The sequence below is a fragment of the Pseudomonas sp. FH1 genome, from assembly GCF_000510895.2.
GTDB lineage: Bacteria > Pseudomonadota > Gammaproteobacteria > Pseudomonadales > Pseudomonadaceae > Aquipseudomonas > Aquipseudomonas azotoformans_A.
Genome location: NZ_AOHM01000078.1, coordinates 1 through 18,730, shown reverse-complemented (window position 1 = coordinate 18,730; position 18,730 = coordinate 1). Strand labels below are relative to the sequence as shown.

14 protein-coding genes are annotated in these 18,730 nt (G+C 62.1%); 7 read left to right on the top strand and 7 right to left on the bottom strand.

Annotated features, from left to right (window positions below):
* Positions 1–72 precede the first annotated feature (72 nt).
* From H096_RS22170 to H096_RS22155, 4 genes are read left to right on the top strand one after another with little or no spacing between them, the layout of a single operon-like run.
* Positions 73–2,052 carry an alpha-1,4-glucan--maltose-1-phosphate maltosyltransferase gene (locus H096_RS22170; protein ID WP_033901480.1) on the top strand — a complete coding sequence of 660 codons (1,980 nt, stop codon included), beginning with the start codon at positions 73–75 and terminating at the stop codon, positions 2,050–2,052.
* A 30-nt stretch (positions 2,053–2,082) separates the two neighbouring features.
* Positions 2,083–5,445, top strand: coding sequence for a maltose alpha-D-glucosyltransferase (gene treS / locus H096_RS22165; protein WP_033901478.1), 3,363 nt, complete (start codon positions 2,083–2,085; stop codon positions 5,443–5,445).
* The gene (gene glgB / locus H096_RS22160) at positions 5,442–7,679 is read left to right on the top strand and encodes a 1,4-alpha-glucan branching protein GlgB (protein WP_033901477.1); all 2,238 of its coding nucleotides are present in this window, start codon (positions 5,442–5,444) and stop codon (positions 7,677–7,679) included. Before treS ends, glgB begins: the two co-directional genes overlap by 4 nt.
* A 51-nt stretch (positions 7,680–7,730) precedes the next feature.
* Complete coding sequence (locus H096_RS22155) at positions 7,731–8,897, top strand: GGDEF domain-containing protein (RefSeq protein WP_033901476.1); 1,167 nt, start codon at positions 7,731–7,733, stop codon at positions 8,895–8,897.
* A 3-nt stretch (positions 8,898–8,900) separates the two neighbouring features.
* On the opposite strand, the gene H096_RS22150 is transcribed toward H096_RS22155, so the two are convergent.
* From H096_RS22150 to H096_RS22140, 3 genes are all read right to left on the bottom strand, one after another.
* Positions 8,901–11,081, bottom strand: coding sequence for a GAF domain-containing protein (locus H096_RS22150; RefSeq protein ID WP_033901475.1), 2,181 nt, complete (start codon positions 11,079–11,081; stop codon positions 8,901–8,903).
* Positions 11,082–11,233: 152 nt separating this feature from the next.
* Positions 11,234–12,085 (bottom strand): CAP domain-containing protein, encoded by an 852-nt coding sequence (locus H096_RS22145; protein ID WP_028615957.1) that lies wholly within the window; start codon positions 12,083–12,085, stop codon positions 11,234–11,236.
* Positions 12,086–12,166: 81 nt separating this feature from the next.
* Positions 12,167–13,381, bottom strand: a complete 1,215-nt coding sequence (locus H096_RS22140; RefSeq protein ID WP_033901474.1) for an MFS transporter — start codon at positions 13,379–13,381, stop codon at positions 12,167–12,169.
* A 112-nt stretch (positions 13,382–13,493) separates the two neighbouring features.
* Between H096_RS22140 and H096_RS22135 the strand changes: the two genes are divergently transcribed.
* Together H096_RS22135 and H096_RS22130 are read left to right on the top strand one after the other, a co-directional pair.
* On the top strand, positions 13,494–14,402 hold the full coding sequence (locus H096_RS22135; RefSeq protein ID WP_033901473.1) for a LysR family transcriptional regulator: 909 nt from the start codon (positions 13,494–13,496) through the stop codon (positions 14,400–14,402).
* Between the two features lie 20 nt (positions 14,403–14,422).
* Positions 14,423–15,091: a GNAT family N-acetyltransferase gene (locus tag H096_RS22130; protein WP_033901472.1), complete on the top strand. Its 669-nt coding sequence runs from the start codon at positions 14,423–14,425 to the stop codon at positions 15,089–15,091.
* 20 nt (positions 15,092–15,111) lie between these two features.
* Here the strand turns inward: H096_RS22130 and H096_RS22125 are convergent, their stop codons facing one another.
* A complete protein-coding gene (locus H096_RS22125; RefSeq protein WP_016980326.1) occupies positions 15,112–15,489 on the bottom strand; it encodes a hypothetical protein in 378 nt (125 codons plus the stop codon).
* 111 nt (positions 15,490–15,600) lie between these two features.
* On the bottom strand, positions 15,601–16,194 hold the full coding sequence (locus tag H096_RS22120) for a TetR/AcrR family transcriptional regulator (protein WP_033901471.1): 594 nt from the start codon (positions 16,192–16,194) through the stop codon (positions 15,601–15,603).
* 69 nt (positions 16,195–16,263) lie between these two features.
* Here H096_RS22120 and H096_RS22115 point away from each other — a divergent pair, with 69 nt between their 5' ends.
* Positions 16,264–16,863 carry an NAD(P)H-dependent oxidoreductase gene (locus H096_RS22115; protein ID WP_033901470.1) on the top strand — a complete coding sequence of 200 codons (600 nt, stop codon included), beginning with the start codon at positions 16,264–16,266 and terminating at the stop codon, positions 16,861–16,863.
* Position 16,864: 1 nt separating this feature from the next.
* Here H096_RS22115 and H096_RS22110 read toward each other — a convergent pair whose 3' ends face one another.
* Together H096_RS22110 and aroA are read right to left on the bottom strand one after the other, a co-directional pair.
* Complete coding sequence (locus H096_RS22110) at positions 16,865–17,254, bottom strand: hypothetical protein (RefSeq protein ID WP_016980323.1); 390 nt, start codon at positions 17,252–17,254, stop codon at positions 16,865–16,867.
* A 32-nt stretch (positions 17,255–17,286) separates the two neighbouring features.
* The gene (gene aroA, locus H096_RS22105) at positions 17,287–18,543 is read right to left on the bottom strand and encodes a 3-phosphoshikimate 1-carboxyvinyltransferase (RefSeq protein ID WP_033901469.1); all 1,257 of its coding nucleotides are present in this window, start codon (positions 18,541–18,543) and stop codon (positions 17,287–17,289) included.
* Positions 18,544–18,730: the final 187 nt, after the last annotated feature.

Sequence of the window (18,730 nt, the reverse complement as noted above, 5' to 3'; positions counted from 1 at the left end):
AGGAAGAGCCCTGCCGCATCAGAATCCGGATCAAGCAAAGAGCGTCCACAGGGCGTAAGGGGAAGATGCTCGATGACTGCTGAAACAGACTCCTTGTTACCACTGTCCCAGGCACTGTTGCTGCCCAGGATCGCAATCGAAAGCACCACCCCCGTGATCGATGGCGGCGAATTTGCCGTCAAGGCCGTGGTCGGCCAACGGGTCAATGTCACCAGCAAAGTGTTTGCCGACGGCCATGACAAGCTCGCCGTGCTGATCCGCTGGCGCCCGCTGCAGGACGAAAGCTGGCACAGCGTGGTCATGACCGACGCGGGCAACAACGGCTGGGAAGGCGCGTTTACTGTGGCCCAGCAAGGCCCTCACGAATACTGCATCGAAGCCTGGATCGATACCTTCGCCAGCTTTTGCTATGAGCTGCGCAAGAAGCATGAGGCGGGTGTGCCGGTCAGCCTGGAACTGCAGGAAGGCCGCAGCCTGGTGCTACAGGCCGCCGAGCGCAGTGACAATGAGCTGCGTGACCGCCTGATGCTGTTGCACCACGAACTCTCCGGCCTGCTGGAAACCGAGCAGGTTGCGCAGTTCCTGCACGAAGACAGTGCACACCTGATGACCCAGGCCGATCACCGCGCCTACCTGAGCATCAGCACCGTCTACCCGATTGATGTGGAGCGCGAGGCGGCGCTGTTTGCCAGCTGGTATGAGCTGTTCCCGCGCTCGATCACCGACGATCCGGCGCGTCACGGCACCTTTAATGACGTGCATTCGCGCCTGTCGATGATCCATGACATGGGTTTTGACGTGCTGTACTTCCCGCCGATCCACCCCATCGGGCGCAGCCACCGCAAAGGCAAGAACAATTCCCTGAGCGCCGGCCCCGATGATCCGGGCAGCCCCTATGCCATCGGCAGCGAAGACGGCGGCCATGAGGCCATTCACCCGCAACTGGGCAGCCGCGATGATTTCCGCCGCCTAGTCCAGGCGGTCGCCGAGCATGGCCTGGAAATCGCTTTGGACTTCGCCATCCAGTGCTCCCAGGACCATCCGTGGCTCAAGGAGCATCCGGGCTGGTTCAACTGGCGTCCGGACGGCACGATCAAATACGCGGAGAACCCGCCGAAGAAGTACCAAGACATCGTCAACGTCGACTTTTATGCCGCAGATGCCATCCCGAGCCTGTGGACCGAGCTGCGCGACATTGTGGTGGGTTGGGTGGAAGAGGGCGTGAAGACCTTTCGCGTTGACAACCCCCACACCAAGCCGCTGCCGTTCTGGCAATGGCTGATCAGCGACGTGCGGTCCAAGTACCCGGACGTGATCTTCCTGGCCGAGGCCTTCACCACGCCGGCGATGATGGCGCGCCTGGGCAAGGTTGGCTATTCCCAGAGCTACACCTATTTCACTTGGCGCAATACCAAGGCCGAGTTGAGCGAATACCTGACGCAATTGAACGAGTCGCCGTGGCGCGAATGCTACAGGCCGAATTTCTTCGTCAATACACCGGACATCAACCCGGCCTTCCTGCACGACTCCGGCCGCCCTGGCTTCTTGATCCGTGCCGCGCTGGCCACCATGGGCTCGGGCCTGTGGGGCATGTATTCCGGCTTCGAACTCTGCGAATCGGCCCCGGTGCCGGGCAAAGAGGAATACCTGGACTCAGAAAAGTACGAGATCCGCCCGCGGGACTTCACCGCGCCCGGCAACATCATTGCCGAGATCGCCCAGCTCAATCGCATCCGCCGGCAGAACCCGGCGCTGCAGACGCACCTGGGGCTCAAGCTCTACAACGCCAGGAACGACAACATCCTGTATTTCGGCAAGCGCAGCGAGGATGGCAGCAACTTCATTCTGGTGGCGGTGAACCTGGATCCTTATAACGCCCAGGAAGCGAGTTTTGAGTTGCCATTGTGGGAATTGGGGCTGCCGGACGATGCCCAGACCCAAGGTGAAGATCTGATGAACGGCCATCGTTGGACCTGGTATGGCAAGACCCAGTGGACACGGCTGGAGCCGCAGATGCCGTTTGGCATTTGGCGCATCACCCCATCGTCTTGAACCTTCCGATGAATTTTCCAGGAGTTTCCAATGGCGAAGAAACCCAACGCTGCCACCTTCATAAAAGACCCGCTCTGGTACAAGGATGCGGTGATCTACCAGGTTCACGTTAAATCCTATTTCGACTCCAATAACGACGGCATCGGTGATTTTCCCGGCCTGATCGCCAAGCTCGACTACATCGCCGATCTGGGCGTGAACACCATTTGGCTATTGCCGTTCTACCCCTCGCCGCGTCGCGACGATGGCTATGACATTGCCGAATACCGTGGCGTGCACAGCGACTACGGGACCCTGGCCGACGCCAAGCGCTTTATTGCCGAGGCGCACAAGCGCGGGCTGCGGGTGATCACTGAGCTGGTGATCAATCACACCTCCGACCAGCACCCCTGGTTCCAGCGCGCGCGCAAGGCCAAGCCCGGCTCGGCGGCGCGGGATTTCTACGTATGGTCGGATGATGACCAGAAATACGACGGCACGCGCATCATCTTTCTCGACACTGAAAAGTCCAACTGGACCTGGGACCCGGTCGCCGGCCAATACTTCTGGCACCGTTTCTATTCCCACCAGCCCGATCTCAACTTCGACAACCCCCAGGTGATGAAAGCCGTGTTGTCGGTGATGCGCTACTGGCTGGACATGGGCATCGACGGCCTGCGCCTCGACGCCATCCCGTACCTGATCGAGCGCGACGGCACCAACAACGAAAACCTGCCTGAAACCCACGACGTGCTCAAGCAGATCCGCGCCGAGATCGACGCGCATTACCCGGACCGCATGCTATTGGCCGAAGCCAACCAGTGGCCGGAAGACACCCAGCTCTACTTTGGTGACAAAAAGGGCGACGACGGCGATGAGTGCCACATGGCCTTCCACTTCCCGCTGATGCCGCGCATGTACATGGCCCTGGCCCAGGAAGATCGCTTCCCGATCACCGATATCCTACGGCAGACCCCGGAGATTCCGGCCAACTGCCAATGGGCGATCTTTCTGCGCAACCACGATGAACTGACCCTGGAAATGGTCACCGACAAGGAGCGCGACTACCTGTGGAACTACTACGCCGCTGACCGTCGCGCGCGGATCAATCTGGGCATTCGTCGCCGTCTTGCGCCGTTGATGGAGCGTGACCGTCGCCGTGTCGAGTTGCTCAACAGCCTGTTGCTGTCGATGCCTGGCACGCCGACCCTGTACTACGGCGATGAGATCGGCATGGGCGATAACATCTATCTCGGCGACCGCGATGGCGTACGCACGCCGATGCAATGGTCCATCGACCGCAACGGCGGTTTTTCCCGCGCCGACCCGGCCAGCCTGGTACTGCCGCCGATCATGGACCCGCAATACGGCTACCAGTCGGTGAATGTCGAGACTCAGGCCCAAGACCCGCATTCGCTGCTGAACTGGACCCGGCGCATGCTGGCGGTGCGTAAGCAATCCAAGGCGTTCGGCCGTGGCAGCTTGAAAATGCTCTCGCCGAGCAACCGCCGCATCCTGGCCTATACCCGTGAATTCACCGGCGAAGACGGACGCAACGAAATCATCCTCTGCGTGGCCAACGTGTCGCGCAGCGCCCAGGCGGCCGAGCTGGACCTGTCGGCGTTTGCGGGCATGGTGCCGGTGGAGATGCTCGGCGGTAATGCCTTCCCGCCCATCGGCCAGCTTAATTTCCTGCTGACCCTGGCGCCTTATGGCTTTTATTGGTTTGTGTTGGCGCCGGAAAACCAGATGCCGAGCTGGCACGTGGAACCCGCCCAGAGCATGCCGGACTTCACTACATTGGTATTGAAAAAACGCATGGAAGAACTGCTGGACGAACCCTGCCGCGCATCCTTGGAACAGACCGCACTGCCGGCCTGGTTGCCCAAGCGCCGTTGGTTCGCCGGCAAGGACACGGCCATCGACAGCGTGCGCATCGCCTACGGTGTGCGCTTTGGCGATCCCCAGCATCCTGTGTTGCTCAGCGAGCTTGAAGTGACGGCCGGTGGCCAGGTCAGCCGTTATCAGTTGCCGTTCGGCTTCCTCGGTGAAGACCAGTTCACCAGCGCCTTGCCGCAGCAATTGGCCTTGGCCCGTGTACGCCGAGTGCGTCAGGTGGGGTTGGTGACTGATGCCTTTAGCCTCGAACACTTTATCCGCGCCGTCATCCAGGGTTTGCAGGCGGGCACCGTGCTCAACACCAACGAAGGCGAGCTGCGCTTTGCCGCCACGCCGCACCTGGCCAAGCTGCAACTGACGGATGAGTCCGAAGTGCGTTACCTGTCTGCCGAGCAGTCCAACAGTTCGGTGGTGGTGGGTGAAAGCCTGGTGCTCAAACTGATCCGCAAAGTCGCTTCCGGCGTGCACCCGGAACTGGAGATGAGCGCCTACCTGACCGCTGCCGGCTACCCAAACATCTCGCCGCTGCTGGGCTCGATGGTGCGCCATGATGCCCAAGGGCAGGACAACCTGCTGATGATTGCCCAGGGCTACCTGAGCAACCAGGGCGACGCCTGGAGCTGGACCCAGAACAACCTGGAACGGGCGATTCGCGACGAGCTGGCCGAAGCCATCTCCGAACAGGAACAGCACTACAACGCCCTGGGCGAGCTGGCGGATTTTGCCGGGTTGCTCGGCCAACGCCTGGGTGAAATGCACCTGGTACTCGGCGCGAAAACCACCAACAAGGACTTCAAGCCCGAAGTCACCACGGCCAAGGACACCCAGGCCTGGGCCAAGGATGTCGGCGCGCAGTTGGACCGCGCGTTGCAACTGCTCAAACTTCATCAAAACCAATTGAACCCGGCCGATCAAGCGCTGGTCAGTGATTTGCTGGCGCAGAAAAAAGCCATTGCCAGCCATGTGCAGGCCTTGGCGAAAGCCACGGCAGGCGGCTTGCGTATTCGGGTGCATGGTGACTTGCACCTGGGTCAGGTGCTGGTGGTGAAAGGCGATGCCTACCTGATCGATTTTGAAGGCGAACCGGCGCGGCCCTTGCACGAACGCCGCGGCAAGCACAGCCCGTATAAAGATGTGAGCGGCGTGTTGCGCTCGTTCGACTACGCGGCGGCCATGGCCTTGAATGTGCAAGGGGTGGATCACTCGCCCGAAGCGGCGGTGTCGCGTAAGCGCGTCACCGATCGCTACCTGAAAGAAGCACGCCAGGCATTTATCCAGGCTTATCAGTCAGCTACGTCTACACTGGCGCATGACTGGCAGGATGCCAAAGGCCAGGACGCTGCACTGGCGTTGTTCAGCCTGGAGAAGGCCGCGTACGAAGTGGCCTACGAAGCAGAGAACCGTCCGACTTGGTTGCCGGTGCCCTTGCAAGGGTTGCACGGTTTACTGAGCGGGACTGCTTCTATAAAGGAAGCACCCATATCTAAAACTGCACGCGGTGGGGAGACGTCATGAGCTTTACACATAAAGAACCGCTGCAACCGAAATTGACTGCATTGCCGGCGTCCAAGGACGTCGAAGCGCTGGTACGCGCCGAACACCACGACCCGTTCTCGATTCTCGGGCCACACGATGATGAACACGGCGGCCAGTTTATCCGTGCGTTCCTGCCCGAAGCCTTGAGCGTCCAGGTGCTGGCGCGTGACAGCGGCGAACAGATCGGCAGCCTCGACGCGACCCAGGTGCCGGGCCTTTTTGTCGGGCACTTCCAGACGCGCCAGGCGTATCTGCTGAAAATCCAGTGGGCCGGGGGCGAGCAGATCACCGAAGACCCTTACAGCTTCCAGCAACTGTTGCTCGGTGAAATGGACCTGTACCTGTTCGCCGAAGGCAATCACCGCGACCTCGGCAGCTGCCTGGGCGCCCAGGTGACCAGCGTCGACGGCGTGCAAGGTGTGCGCTTTGCCGTGTGGGCACCGAATGCGCGACGCGTGTCGGTGGTGGGCGATTTCAATATCTGGGACGGGCGCCGGCATCCGATGCGCCTGCGCCATCCTTCTGGTGTGTGGGAGATCTTTATCCCACGCCTGCAGCCGGGTGCGGCCTACAAGTACGAAGTGCTCGGCGCCAATGGGATCCTGCCGCTCAAGGCCGACCCCGTCGCGCTGGCCACTCAATTGCCGCCGGACACGGCTTCGAAGGTTGCCGAGCCGTTGCAGGTGGATTGGCAAGACCACGAATGGATGCAGTCGCGGGTCGAGAAGCAGAAGACCACCGCGCCGCTGTCGATCTATGAACTGCACGTGGGCTCCTGGCAGGCCGAGCTGGACGAGGCGGGCGAAGTGGCGCGTCAGTACAACTGGCGCGAACTGGCCGAGCGCCTGATTCCTTACGTGCAGCAGCTGGGTTTCACCCACATTGAACTGATGCCGATCATGGAACACCCGTTCGGCGGTTCGTGGGGCTATCAGGCCTTGTCACAATTCGCACCCACGGCACGCTTCGGTTCGCCGCAGGATTTTGCCTATTTCGTCAACGCGCTGCACCAGGCGGATATCGGCGTGATCCTCGACTGGGTGCCGGCGCATTTCCCCACCGACACCCACGGCCTGGCGCAATTCGACGGCACCGCGTTGTACGAATACGCCAACCCGCTGGAAGGTTTCCATCAGGATTGGGACACGCTGATCTACAACCTGGGCCGCACCGAAGTGCATGGCTTCATGCTGGCCTCGGCGTTGCACTGGCTTAAACACTTCCACATCGACGGGCTGCGCGTGGATGCCGTGGCCTCGATGCTCTACCGCGACTATTCACGCAAAGCCGGCGAATGGGTGCCGAACCGCCATGGTGGCCGCGAAAACCTCGAAGCCATCGACTTTTTGCGTCACCTCAACGATGTAGTCGCCATCGAGGCCCCCGGTGCCCTGGTGATCGCCGAAGAATCCACCGCCTGGCCCGGCGTCAGCCAGCCGACCCAGCAGGGCGGCCTGGGTTTCAACTACAAATGGAACATGGGCTGGATGCATGATTCCCTGCATTACATCCAGCAGGACCCGGTGTACCGCGCCCATCACCACAACGAGCTGAGCTTTGGCCTGGTCTACGCCTGGTCCGAGCGTTTCATCCTGCCGATCTCCCACGATGAAGTGGTGCACGGCAAGCATTCGCTGATCGACAAGATGCCTGGCGACCGTTGGCAGAAGTTCGCCAACCTGCGGGCTTACCTGGCGTTCATGTGGATGCACCCCGGCAAAAAGCTGTTGTTCATGGGCTGCGAATTCGGCCAATGGCGGGAGTGGAACCATGACCAGCAACTGGATTGGTACCTCCTGCAGTACGCCGAGCACAAAGGCGTGCAGAAGCTGGTAGGTGACTTGAACCGTCTATATCGCGAAGAACCGGCCCTGCATGAACAGGACGACGCCCCTCAGGGCTTCCAGTGGCTGATCGGTGACGACGCGATCAACAGCGTCTACGCCTGGCTGCGCTGGAGCAAGGACGGCAAGCCCGTGCTGGTGGTGGCCAACTTCACCCCGGTGCCGCGCGAAGGTTATAAAGTCGGCGTGCCGTTCAGCGGGCGCTGGAGCGAGGTGATCAACAGTGACGCCGAGATGTACGCAGGCTCCAATTACGGTAATGGAGGCGAGGTAATCACCCAGGATGAGCCGCACCATGGGCAGGCGGTGTCGCTGTCGTTGAATCTTCCGCCGCTGGGCGTGCTGATTCTGCGCCCGGAACCGCTTTAAAGGCTCTACCGTGCTGGATTCTGTTGTCCGCACTACTGGCAGGGTGCCACAATGGCGCCTTTGTCGTGGCAGTCGAATCAGGCGAATTTCATGAATGGCCTTGGGCGTGGGCAGGACCAGGATTGCTTCATAGAGGAGCAGGTGCGAACCGACCGTTTGCACCAGTTGTTCCGGCAGTCATTTGCCGCGATTTTTGGCAGTTATCTGGCTGCGGTGATGCTCTGCTGGCTGTGCTGGGACCGGTTTGACCATCAGGTCATCCTGGTCTGGCTAGTGGTATTGGCGGCGACTTCCCTGTTTCGCATCAAAATGTTCATGGAATGGTTTCGCTGTCCCAATGCCGAGCGCACGCCGGATCGTTGGGAACGCCGCTACTGGGTCACGTTGATGCTGTCTGCCGGAACCTGGGGAATCGGCGCGTTGGCGGTCATGCCCACCGATGACCGGCTTTCCCAGGTGCTGGTGATGCTGTTTACCGTGGGCATGTCAGTCAGCGCAGTCTCCTGTTACTCGGCTTACCGCTATATGACGCTCGCCTCCATGGCCGTGGTGCTGTTGCCGTGCACGCTGTGGCTGCTGTTCCAGCCGTCCTCGATGCAAGTGGGCGTGGCCATTGCGGTCCTGGTGTTTTCCACCTTTGTGGTGAGTGCCACGCGCAAGCTGTCGGATGCCTTGGAAAAGGCCTTCCGCCTGACTCGCCAGATGGAACGTGCCCACAACATTTCTACCCGCGCCGCACAGACCGACGAACTCACCGGCCTGATGAATCGCCGTGCCTTCTTCGAACATGCCCAGGTGTTGTACGCACAATGCCGTCACAATCATCAGCCGTTGTGTGCGTTGATGATGGACATGGACCACTTCAAGGAAATCAACGACACCTACGGTCACCAGGCCGGTGACCAGGTGCTGCGCCAGATTGGCGGGGTGATCAGTGCTTCGTTCCGCCAGGCCGATGTGTACGGGCGCTTGGGTGGCGAGGAGTTTGCGGTGTTGTTGCCCAATACGTCACTGGAAACCGCACGGGACATTGCCGAGCAGTTGATCAAAGCCATCTCGGGCCTGGCCTCCGAGCCGGTGCATGGCTTGACCGCCAGCCTCGGCGTGGCGTCCACCCATACTCAGGACCAAGACCTGCACGGCCTGATGAACACCGCTGACAAAGCGCTGTATCGGGCCAAGGCCCAGGGCCGCAATCAGGTGGCAGTGGCCGAGTAGGACTCAGGGCATCGCTCTGGCGAGTGCCCGTGCGACCTGGTCGGCGGAGTAGGGCTTGGGCAGGAACTCGAACCCTTCATAACCACTCTCGGCCAGTTCCTCGCTGTAGCCGGAGGTGAGCACCACCGGCAAATCCGGGCGCCGTTGGCGCAGCACCTTGGCCAAGGCCACGCCGGTCATGCCGGGCATCACCACATCGGAAAACACCCCGTCAAACGCCAAGGCATCCGCGCCGGCCAATGCGAGCGCCTGTTCCGCATCGGTGGCCCAAGTGGTGCGGTAACCCAGGTCCTGCAAGATCTGGTTGGCGAAGCGGCCCACTTCAAGGTTGTCTTCCACGATCAGGATATGGCGCAGCGCTATGTCCTGAACTGGCAAGGGATCTTGCAAGCTTTGTTCTTGGGCTATTACCGGCGCCGCCACCTCCGGCAGGTACAAGGTAAATACAGTTCCTTGTCCCAGTTCGCTCGCCACATCGACGTTGCCACCGGACTGCTTGGCAAAGCCGAACACCTGGGACAGCCCCAGCCCAGTCCCTTTGCCCACGGCCTTGGTGGTAAAGAACGGTTCGAAAATGCGTTCGACTGTGTCGCCGGGAATGCCGCTGCCGGTGTCGGCCAGGGCGATGCTCACAAAGGGCTGGCGGCTCTCTTCATCGCCCCGGATGCGCGGCAGGGTGTCCACCGTGGCCACGCGCAAGGTGAGGGTGCCTTGCCCGTCCATGGCGTCCCGGGCGTTCAGGGCGATATTGATCAACGCGGTTTCAAACTGGCTGGCGTCGACGCGCACATGGCAAGGACGCTCAGGCAATTGCACCTGCACATGGATGCGCGCGCCGGTGACGCTTTCGAGCATTTCGCCGATATTCTTGACCCGCAGGCCTGCATCGAAGACTTCCGGGTTGAGCGGTTGGCGTCGGGCGAAGGCGAGCAGTTGGCTGGTGAGTTTGCTCGCGCGCTCGACAGTGTCGGAAACGGCGCTCATATAGCGTTGACGCCGTTCTTCGGACAGCCCCGGTTGGCGCAGGAAGTCCACCGACGAAAGGATGATGGTCAACAGGTTGTTGAAGTCATGGGCCACGCCGCCAGTCAGTTGGCCGATGGCTTCCAGCTTCTGGGACTGGCGCAACGCAGCTTCCGCCTGGGTGAGGGCGAGGGTGCGCTCCTGTACCCGTTGTTCCAGGGTGGCATTCAGCTCGGTGAACGCCGCCAGGCCCTCGCGTACGGCGGCGTCGGCGCGGACTCGCTCGATGTGCGCCCAAGAGCGTTCGGTGACTTCCCCCACCAGCGCCAGGTCATAGGGCGACCAGACTCGCGCCGTCTTGTGGTGCACCGCCATCAACGCGGTCAAGCGGCCGTCCTTGATCAGCGGGAAGCACACGGTCGCCAGCGCGCCCAGGGCTTGGTAGCTGGCGGCATCCTCCGGCGCGAACTCGGCGCGGTTGTCCTGCACCACCAGCGGTTCTCCGGCACGCAGCTGCTGCACGGCCCGCGCGCCGAACGACGCCAGGCTGTAGCGCCCGACGATGCTCGGTGAGCCCGGCGCCGCCCAGTTGCCGCGAATGGTAAAGCCGTCTTCGTCGGCGTCCATGTCGGCGTAGGCGCAATTGGAGACCTGCAAGTGCCCGGCCAGCAAGCGTGTGGTGGTGGACATGATGCTTTCGGCGTCGGTGGCATTGGCCACGGCGCTGCCCACCGCGTCCAACACCGCAAGGCGGCGGTTGAGGAATACGGTGGCCGTGGTTTCGGTGACGGTATCCAGCATCCCCACCACCTTGCCCTGAGGGTCGCGGATGGGGCTATAGCAAAAGGTGAAGTACGCCTGTTCGAGACCGGCGCCGCGCTCGATCAACAGCGGGTAGTTCTCGATATAGGTGGCGTGCCCTTCAAAGGCGGCCTGGGCAATCGGGCTAACTTCGGCCCAGACTTCACGCCACACCTCATTGAACGGACGGCCCAGCGCATAGGGTTTGTCCCCGAGAATAGGGATAAAGGCATCGTTGTACAGCATGGTCAACTGCGGCCCCCAGGCAATTGACTGAGGGAAGCTTGAGGCAAAGCACAATGCGACGGTGGTCTTGAGCACATCCGGCCACTGTTCCAGCGGCCCCAGGGGCGTATTCGACCAGTCATGCTGGCGAACCCGCTCAGCCATATCGCTGCTGCTTTGCAGCCAATTCATCATTGCAAGAACACCTTGTACGCTACGGTCTGTTTAACGCCTGAAAGGGGCGGCCCAACAAGCAACAGACCGGAATGCCGGCTGGCAGTTCAGCGCGATTATCCCGGTGATAGCAATTTGATGCACTATCCATTTGGATAGATTTACAGGCGCGTTTATTGCGCGCCGAAAACCCCCGTCCAGTAGATCCCGGCATCACTCTTAGGGTCCATGGCATACGCCGCGCCCAGCTCACGAAATTGCGGGTTCATCAGGTTGGCGCAATGGCCGGGACTGGCGAGCCAGCCGTCGACAACCTTGCGTGGCGTATCCAGCCCGGCGGCGATGTTTTCGCCGATGTTCTTCGCGATATACCCGGCCAGTTCGGCGCGATCCCCAGGGGTGCGGCCGTCGTGGTCGAGGTGATCGAAGAAGTTGCCGTTGGCCATGTTGCGCGTGTGGCTGTTGGCGGCGCCGGCCAGGTCGTCATTCCAGGACAAGGGCGTGGTGGCCGTGAACGCCTGGGTGCCGCACTGGCGCGGTTGTGAACGCGCAGTGTTGATCAGGTTGAGCAGTTGCTTGCCTTCGGTCTGCCAATCGCCCAGGCCACTGGTGAGCAGTGGTCGAGCGAGCACGATGCGCCAGTCCTGGCCGCTGTTACTCACGCCGATATCGACAAATTGCGGGTCCAGCACCACGCGGCAGAAGCTTTCGCGCACGGCCTTCATGGCCGCCTGGGCATCCTTGGGCCCGGACAGGCTGATGGCCTGCACGTTGACCATCGGGTACGCAGCCCGCGCCAGCGCCTGCTGCAGGTCGCCAACGTTGGTGGCTGGCAGCACCAGTCGCGTATCGCTGGCCAATGGCGGCAGTTCCTGGGAACCCTGGTCGCCGCAGCGTTGCACCTGGCTGCGGTATTGGTTGATCTGTTGTACCAACTGACTTTCTTCATTCGCCATCGCGCTGGCGCAGAACACCGTAGTGGCGGCCAGCGTCGTAAGACCCATCATCAATGACAGAACGCGCATGGACGTTACCCTTGAGCTTGAAAGTGCCCATGATGCGCGATGTAACCCGGTCTGGTGCAACGCCTTTTTTGTTTTTTTGCCTCAATGGGTGTTCTGCAGGGGGTTGAAGGCGTTAAAGCGGCGCCATGCCATCACGCATGCCAGCAGGATCATGGCCAGTGCGACGCCGAACGTTGCGTGCAGGCCAAAGGCAATGGATTGGGGGAGGGCACGGGTGACGTCCGGGCTGGCCCAGGCAAATACCGCCCCCAGCGCCGAGGCGCCGACAATCAGCCCGAGATTGCGTGACAGGTTCAACAGGCCCGAGACCGTGCCGCGCCGCGCGGGCTCTACATCAGTCATCACGGCGGTGTTGTTGGCGGCCTGGAACAGGCTGTAGCCGGTGGTCAGGATCACCAGTGCGCCCAGATAGGCGAACAGGCCCGACGCGCAGGACAACAGCAGCGCGCCACAGGCCATCAGGCCCAGGCCGGACAGGGTCATGCGTTGGCTGCCGAGGCGGTCGGTGAGCCTGCCGGCCGGAACACCGCTGATGGCCGCGACGCAGGGCCCGACCGCCATGGCCAGGCCCATCCACTCGGGATCGAGCCCCAGGCCTCGGGACAAATAGAACGGCCCCACCACAAAAGTGGCCATGATCACGGCGGCCACCAGGGCACTCATGATCAGGCCAGTGCGCAATGACGCATCGTTTAATGAAGTCCAGAAACTCGAGTCGGCGGGGGATGCTACGTGGGGCCGATCTGCCGGCAAATAGCGGTAGGCAAGGGCGATGGCCATCCCTCCCAACGGCACGCCAATCAGGAAAATCGCGCGCCAGCCCCACACACTCAGCAATACACCGCCGACACTGGGTCCCATCGCGGTACCGACGGCCGACATCGTGCCCAGCAAGCCCATCACGCGGCCGGTACGCTCTTTAGTGACGGTGTCACCGACCATGCCCAGGGCCATCGCCATCATCACGGCCGCACCCAGGCCTTGCAGGACGCGTGCTGCAACCAGCCATGCCAGAGACGGCGCCATGCCGCACAGCCCGCACGCCACGGAGAACAACAGCAATCCGGCGAGCAACAACCGCCGCCGTCCGAACCGGTCGCCCAGGCGTCCGGCACTCACAATCACTGCCGTGATCGCCAACAGGTAAGCCAGTACCACCCACTGCACGGCGTGGAATGAGGCATCAAACGCCTGCGCCAGGCTGGGCAGGCTGACATTGGCGATGCTGGTGCCCAGCGAGGCGAGCAGCATGGACAGGGACAGGCTGATGAGGCTGCCGCGTGAAGAGATAGACATGGAAAATCCTTGAGTAAAGGCAACTGTCACAAATCTACGGCGTCGCCTAACATGGCGGAAGACGCATGAGTTGCAGTTAATAGATGCATGTAACGCCTTATAAGGAGTGCCGATGCCCGATCTCAACCTGCTGATCACGCTGGATGTGCTGCTCGCCGAAGGCAGTGTCGCGGCGGCGGCCAAACGCCTGCGCCTGAGCCCTTCGGCCATGAGCCGTGCGCTGGCCCGATTGCGCGAGACCACCGGCGATCCCTTGCTGGTGCGCGCCGGTCGCGGCCTGGTGCCCACGCCCAGGGCGGTGGCGTTGCGTGAGCAGGTCAGCCGCTTGGTGCAGGACGCCAATGCGGTGCTGCGCCCTGTGCAATCGTTGGACATGGCCCAGGTGGCGCGCACTTTCACCCTGCGCACCAGCGAAGAGTTCGTCGAAAACTTCGGCCCGGCGCTGCTGGCCCGCATCGCAGAGGAGGCACCCGGTGTGCGGCTGCGGTTCATCAATAAAACCGACAAGGACAGTACCCTGCTGCGTGAGGGCAGCGTCGACCTGGAAACCGGTGTGGTCGACCCCACCGCCAGCCCGGAAGTGCTGACCCAGGCGCTGTTTCGCGATCGCCTGGTCGGTGTGGTGCGCAGTGGCCATCCCCTCAGCCAGGGTGAGGTCAGCGTTGAACGTTACGCCGCAGGCCAGCACGTCTACGTGTCCCGGCGCGGCCAGGACCGGGGCCAGATCGATGACTTACTTCAAGCTCAGGGCCTCACGCGACAGATCAATACCGTGGTCGCCGGTTTCGCCACCGCCATCGCCTTGGCCCGCGACACCGACCTGATCGCCAGCGTGCCCGAACGCTACACGACCCACCAACGTGCGGGCCTGCACAGCTTTGCATTGCCGTTGGCATTGCCCACCTTCAGCGTGTCGATGCTCTGGCACCCCAGGCTGGATGCCGACCTGGCCCATCGCTGGTTGCGCGGATGTTTGCGTGAGGTGTGCGCACTGCAACAGGTACAATCGCCGCTGCCTTGACGCTAAACCCAGGAATTTGCATGTTCAGCCTTACCCGCTACACCACGCCGTGCCCCGAGCCCATCAACGCTCAGATCCTGCAGATGGTGGTCGACAACCTCACCGACATCAGCAGCGTGGCGCTACCGCCGAGCAACCTGCTGTACAACATCTACCAGTACTCCGTTGGCTTTGAGGTGCACCTGTACCTGGAAGCGCTGAATGGTGCCAAGGGCATTGCCGTCGAGTTGGTGGTGGCGATGGAAGAGGAAAAGCTGATCGGCTTTTGCCTGTACCTGCCGGTGAAGGACGATCCCGAAGCCTGCGGTATCGCGTTCATGGCGGTGCAGGTCGGCTACCGGCGCCAGGGTGTGGCGCGCGCAATGATGGGTGACGTACTGAGTCGTTATCCCCATGCGGAGTTGGCGTGTTCAATTGAGAAAGTGCCGGCGTTCGAAGGCATGGGCTTCCAAGTGCGCGGCGTGCGCGGCACCCAGGTGCTGATGAACACACGGGACTACGGCACGGAGGGCTTGATGGGCGTTCTGGATGTGGCGGCGATCTACCGCTCATTGGAGGTGCGGCAGATTCATACCTACCTGCTGCAAAAGCATGGCAAGCGCGCCATGGTGGATGCCGAGAAGCAACGGGATCGGCACCTTGATCAACTGGCGCGCAAGGTGCAGATGTTTGTACAGAAGCGGGGCTGAACGACAGCCCCGCACTGACCTTATGGCTTGGCCAGGTTCCAGTTACCGCCAACGCCGTCACCGGTGATGTCGCCAGGCTTGCTGTCCTTGACCCAGGTGTACAGCGCCTGGCCCTTGTAGGCCCATTGCTTGCTGCCGTCGTCACGGGTGATCACGGTGTAGCCGTCCGCATCCTTCGCTGCCGCCGAGGCGGTGAACGCTGGCCAGTTGGCCAGGCACTGGCCGTTGCACACGGACTTGCCGGCGCTGTCTTTGGCGAAGGTGTAGAGGGTCATGCCTTTGCTGTCCACCAGCACTTTACCCTTGGCGCTGTCGGCCACCTTGGCCGGGGCGGCGAAGGCCATGGAGGAGGCGCAGGCGATGACGACGGCAGCCGCGAGGGAGAATTTTTTCAGCATGACGAACTCCTGGTATTTATAGGTTTGAGTACTGGCGTTGTGCTGTATTCACACGCCGTACTCAGGTAAACACCCGCCGCGCCGGTTTATTCCTGCCCTGTCAGAAATTATTTAAACGCGGCCGCGATTGACCATCGCCAGGATGGTCGCCAGCAACTCCTGCTGTGCCTCTTCGCGACTGATCTCGCCACTGGCCGCCGCCTGGGACAGTGCCTCCGCCGCCCCCAGCATGCCGCGCAGTCCCGCCTGGGATATGCGGCCAAAGGGCGACAGCGCGTCACGGCATTTGTCGAGGAAGATCGCCTCGTACTGGCGCTTGAGGGCTTCCAGCTCCGGCGAGCTGCTGAGGGCTGCAATCACCCCTGGGATTTCCCGACCCTGCAACAACACGCAATCCACATAGGAAGAGGCGATTACCCAGGCGCGGTCGTCAAGGGTTGCGCTGCTGGCCGCGATGGCGCTGGCAAAGACCTGGTCCTGACGCGCATCGAAGTCCTCATACAACGCGGCCAGCAACCCGGCGCGGGTGACGAAATGGTCATAGACCACCGGCTTAGTCACGCCCGCCAACTCCGCCAGGCGGCCGAGTGTGAGGGCTTCGGTGCCTTCATCGCGCACCAGTTGCCAGGCCACATCGAGCAATTGGCGAAGGCGATCTTCGCGAGACAGGCGGCGACGAGGAGGGGGAGACGCTGTGCTTGACATGCTTATATACCAAAAGTAACTTACTAATCGTAACTTAAGCCCAGCGTAACCTCTCAGGGAGTCATTGTCATGCACGCACTCATCGTTGTTGCTCATCACGACCCACAATCCCTCACCCACAGCGTGGCCGCCCAGGTCGCCGCCGGCCTTGCTGCGTCGGGCCACACCTTCGAAATGGCCGATATCGCCGCCGAAGGGTTCGACCCGCGCTACAACGCCGCCGACCATCGGGTACACCGCACGCGCGCCACGCCGCCAGCCGACGTACTGGCTGAACAGGCCCGTATCGACCGTGCCGACGCGCTGGTGCTGGCATTCCCGATCTACTGGTGGTCCATGCCCGGCCTGCTCAAGGGCTGGATCGACCGCGTGTTCATCAACGGTTGGGCCATCGATTACGGCCCCGATACCCCGGTGGTGAAGAAATTGCGCCACTTGCAGGTCCATCTGCTGGCCCTGGGCGCTGCCGACGACGGCGCGTTTGATCGACATGGCTACGCCAAGTCCATGCGCACGCAAATTGACTACGGAATCTTCGATTACTGCGGCGCACAGGTGGTCACGTCAGCGCTGTTGCTGGATTCGGAAAGCGGCGGGGCGCAGGCGCATCTGGAAAAGGCCAGAGCCTTGGGCGAGGGACTGTTCGAAACGCAAACAGTCGCCGGTTGATTCAACCTTCGCGAAACAAATCGTGGGCGTCGAGCAGGCGGTAAGCGATTTCCGGCTGATTCTCCAGGCCTCGACGGATCGCGGCCGGGATCGATTGGCGGGTCTTGCGGCACAGGCCCGGTAGCTCGTCGATGACGATCTGGATGCCGCGCATGCTCTTGACCTCGGTGTGACCCGGCGCGATGTGCACGCGGATGCCCAATTGCTGGTACATCAGCTGTTGCATGCGCTCCAGGTCTTGCAGGCTCTTGAGGTGTTCAAGGCGGTCGAGCAGTTTTTTCTCTTCCTGGCGCGTCAGGTTGAGGATACGCAGGTCGGCGCCCGGCGCTTGCAGCAGTTGTTCGCGATCGCAGACGCAGGCGCCGGGTGGGCAGGGTTGGCGGATGGTCATGTGCTTTGCCTTCCCATTCCGACGCCGAGCCTTCAGTAGCTCAACTGAACCCCAAGACTGCCCAGGGCCTTCCAGTAGTCAGGATAGGTCTTGGCCACGCAGTCCGGGTCCTGGATGCGGATCCCCGAGACTTTCAGCCCGGCCAGGGCAAAGCACATGGCGATGCGGTGGTCGGCGTGGGTGTCGATCAACGCGTTGCAGGCGGTGCCGGCCAGGGCCGGGTCGCTGGCCACCAGCAGGTCGTCGCCTTCGATGGTCGCCAGGCCAGGGCGGATCTCGTTGAGGCCGTCGTGCAGGGCCTGTACGCGGTCACATTCCTTGACCCGCAGGTTGGCCAGTTCGGTGAAACGCACCGGGGTGTTGTTGAACGCCGCGAGCACCGCCAGGGTCGGGATGGCGTCCTGCATCTGCGAGCCCACCACCGTGGCCTGCATGTTGGGGAACTGCGCGATCACGGCCTGGGCCTTGGCGTCCGGCTGGGTGAAATCCTGCGCGGCTACACCGATGTCGATGCGGCCACCGGTCAACACCTCAGCGGCCCACAGGTAGGTGGCGGCAGAGGCGTCGGGTTCGATCAGGTAGTCGTGGGCGGTGTAGCCGGTGGGGGCCACGCGCCAGGTGGTGTCGTCGACCGCTTCGACCTGGGCACCGAAGGCACGCATGCAGTCCAGGGTCAGGTCCACGTAGCCACGGGCACCGATGTCCTTGCCGGTCAGCGCCACTTCAATCGGCGCTTCGCCGCAGGCGGCGAGCATCAGCAGGGCCGATACGTACTGGCTGGACAGGCCGCCGTCGATTTCGAAACGCTTGGCCTTGATCTTGCCCACGCCGTGTACGGTCACGGGTGGGCAACCGGTGGGGCTGTCGACCGGGATGCCGTTCTGGCCGAGGGTTGCCAGCAGCGGGCCGATTGGGCGTTTTTGCATGTAGTCATCGCCGTCCAGCACCACGGTGCCTTCCACGGTGGCGACGGCAGCGGTGAGGAAGCGCATGGCGGTGCCGGCGTTGCCGAGGAACAGGGGCTGCGGCGGCAGTTGCAGTTTGCCTTGGCCGGTGACGACGAAGGTGGTGTCGTCGGGTTCGTCGATGGTCACGCCCATTTGGCGCAAGGCCACGGACATGTGGCGGGTGTCGTCGCTCTTGAGCGCGCCGCTGAGGCGGCTGGTGCCTTTGGCCAGGGCGGCGAGCAGGAGGGCGCGGTTGGTAATGGATTTGGAGCCGGGGGGCGCGACCTTGCCATTGAGGGGGACGTTGGGCGGGGTGACGGTCACGGTTTTCTGCGAACTCAAGGTACAGGGCTCCTGATTCATGGCACGGGCGGCGGGCGGAGTTGAATAATCGGGTATAGGGGTGGTGCTTGTCGAGCTTGGGGTGGGATGTGGGGGGTATTGGGGGTACATATCCGTTGTTTGGGTGACGGCTTATATTGGTTCCGCCCTTACGGCGGGTCACTTTGGAAAAGCCCCAAAGTAACCA

Excerpts from the sequence above, each read along its gene's own strand:
- H096_RS22170 (WP_033901480.1), top strand. The coding sequence starts at position 73 with ATGACTGCTGAAACAGACTCCTTGTTACCACTGTCCCAGGCACTGTTG.
- treS (WP_033901478.1), top strand. The coding sequence starts at position 2,083 with ATGGCGAAGAAACCCAACGCTGCCACCTTCATAAAAGACCCGCTCTGG.
- glgB (WP_033901477.1), top strand. The coding sequence starts at position 5,442 with ATGAGCTTTACACATAAAGAACCGCTGCAACCGAAATTGACTGCATTG.
- H096_RS22155 (WP_033901476.1), top strand. The coding sequence starts at position 7,731 with ATGGCGCCTTTGTCGTGGCAGTCGAATCAGGCGAATTTCATGAATGGC.
- H096_RS22150 (WP_033901475.1), bottom strand. The coding sequence starts at position 11,081 with ATGATGAATTGGCTGCAAAGCAGCAGCGATATGGCTGAGCGGGTTCGC.
- H096_RS22145 (WP_028615957.1), bottom strand. The coding sequence starts at position 12,085 with ATGCGCGTTCTGTCATTGATGATGGGTCTTACGACGCTGGCCGCCACT.
- H096_RS22140 (WP_033901474.1), bottom strand. The coding sequence starts at position 13,381 with ATGTCTATCTCTTCACGCGGCAGCCTCATCAGCCTGTCCCTGTCCATG.
- H096_RS22135 (WP_033901473.1), top strand. The coding sequence starts at position 13,494 with ATGCCCGATCTCAACCTGCTGATCACGCTGGATGTGCTGCTCGCCGAA.
- H096_RS22130 (WP_033901472.1), top strand. The coding sequence starts at position 14,423 with ATGTTCAGCCTTACCCGCTACACCACGCCGTGCCCCGAGCCCATCAAC.
- H096_RS22125 (WP_016980326.1), bottom strand. The coding sequence starts at position 15,489 with ATGCTGAAAAAATTCTCCCTCGCGGCTGCCGTCGTCATCGCCTGCGCC.
- H096_RS22120 (WP_033901471.1), bottom strand. The coding sequence starts at position 16,194 with ATGTCAAGCACAGCGTCTCCCCCTCCTCGTCGCCGCCTGTCTCGCGAA.
- H096_RS22115 (WP_033901470.1), top strand. The coding sequence starts at position 16,264 with ATGCACGCACTCATCGTTGTTGCTCATCACGACCCACAATCCCTCACC.
- H096_RS22110 (WP_016980323.1), bottom strand. The coding sequence starts at position 17,254 with ATGACCATCCGCCAACCCTGCCCACCCGGCGCCTGCGTCTGCGATCGC.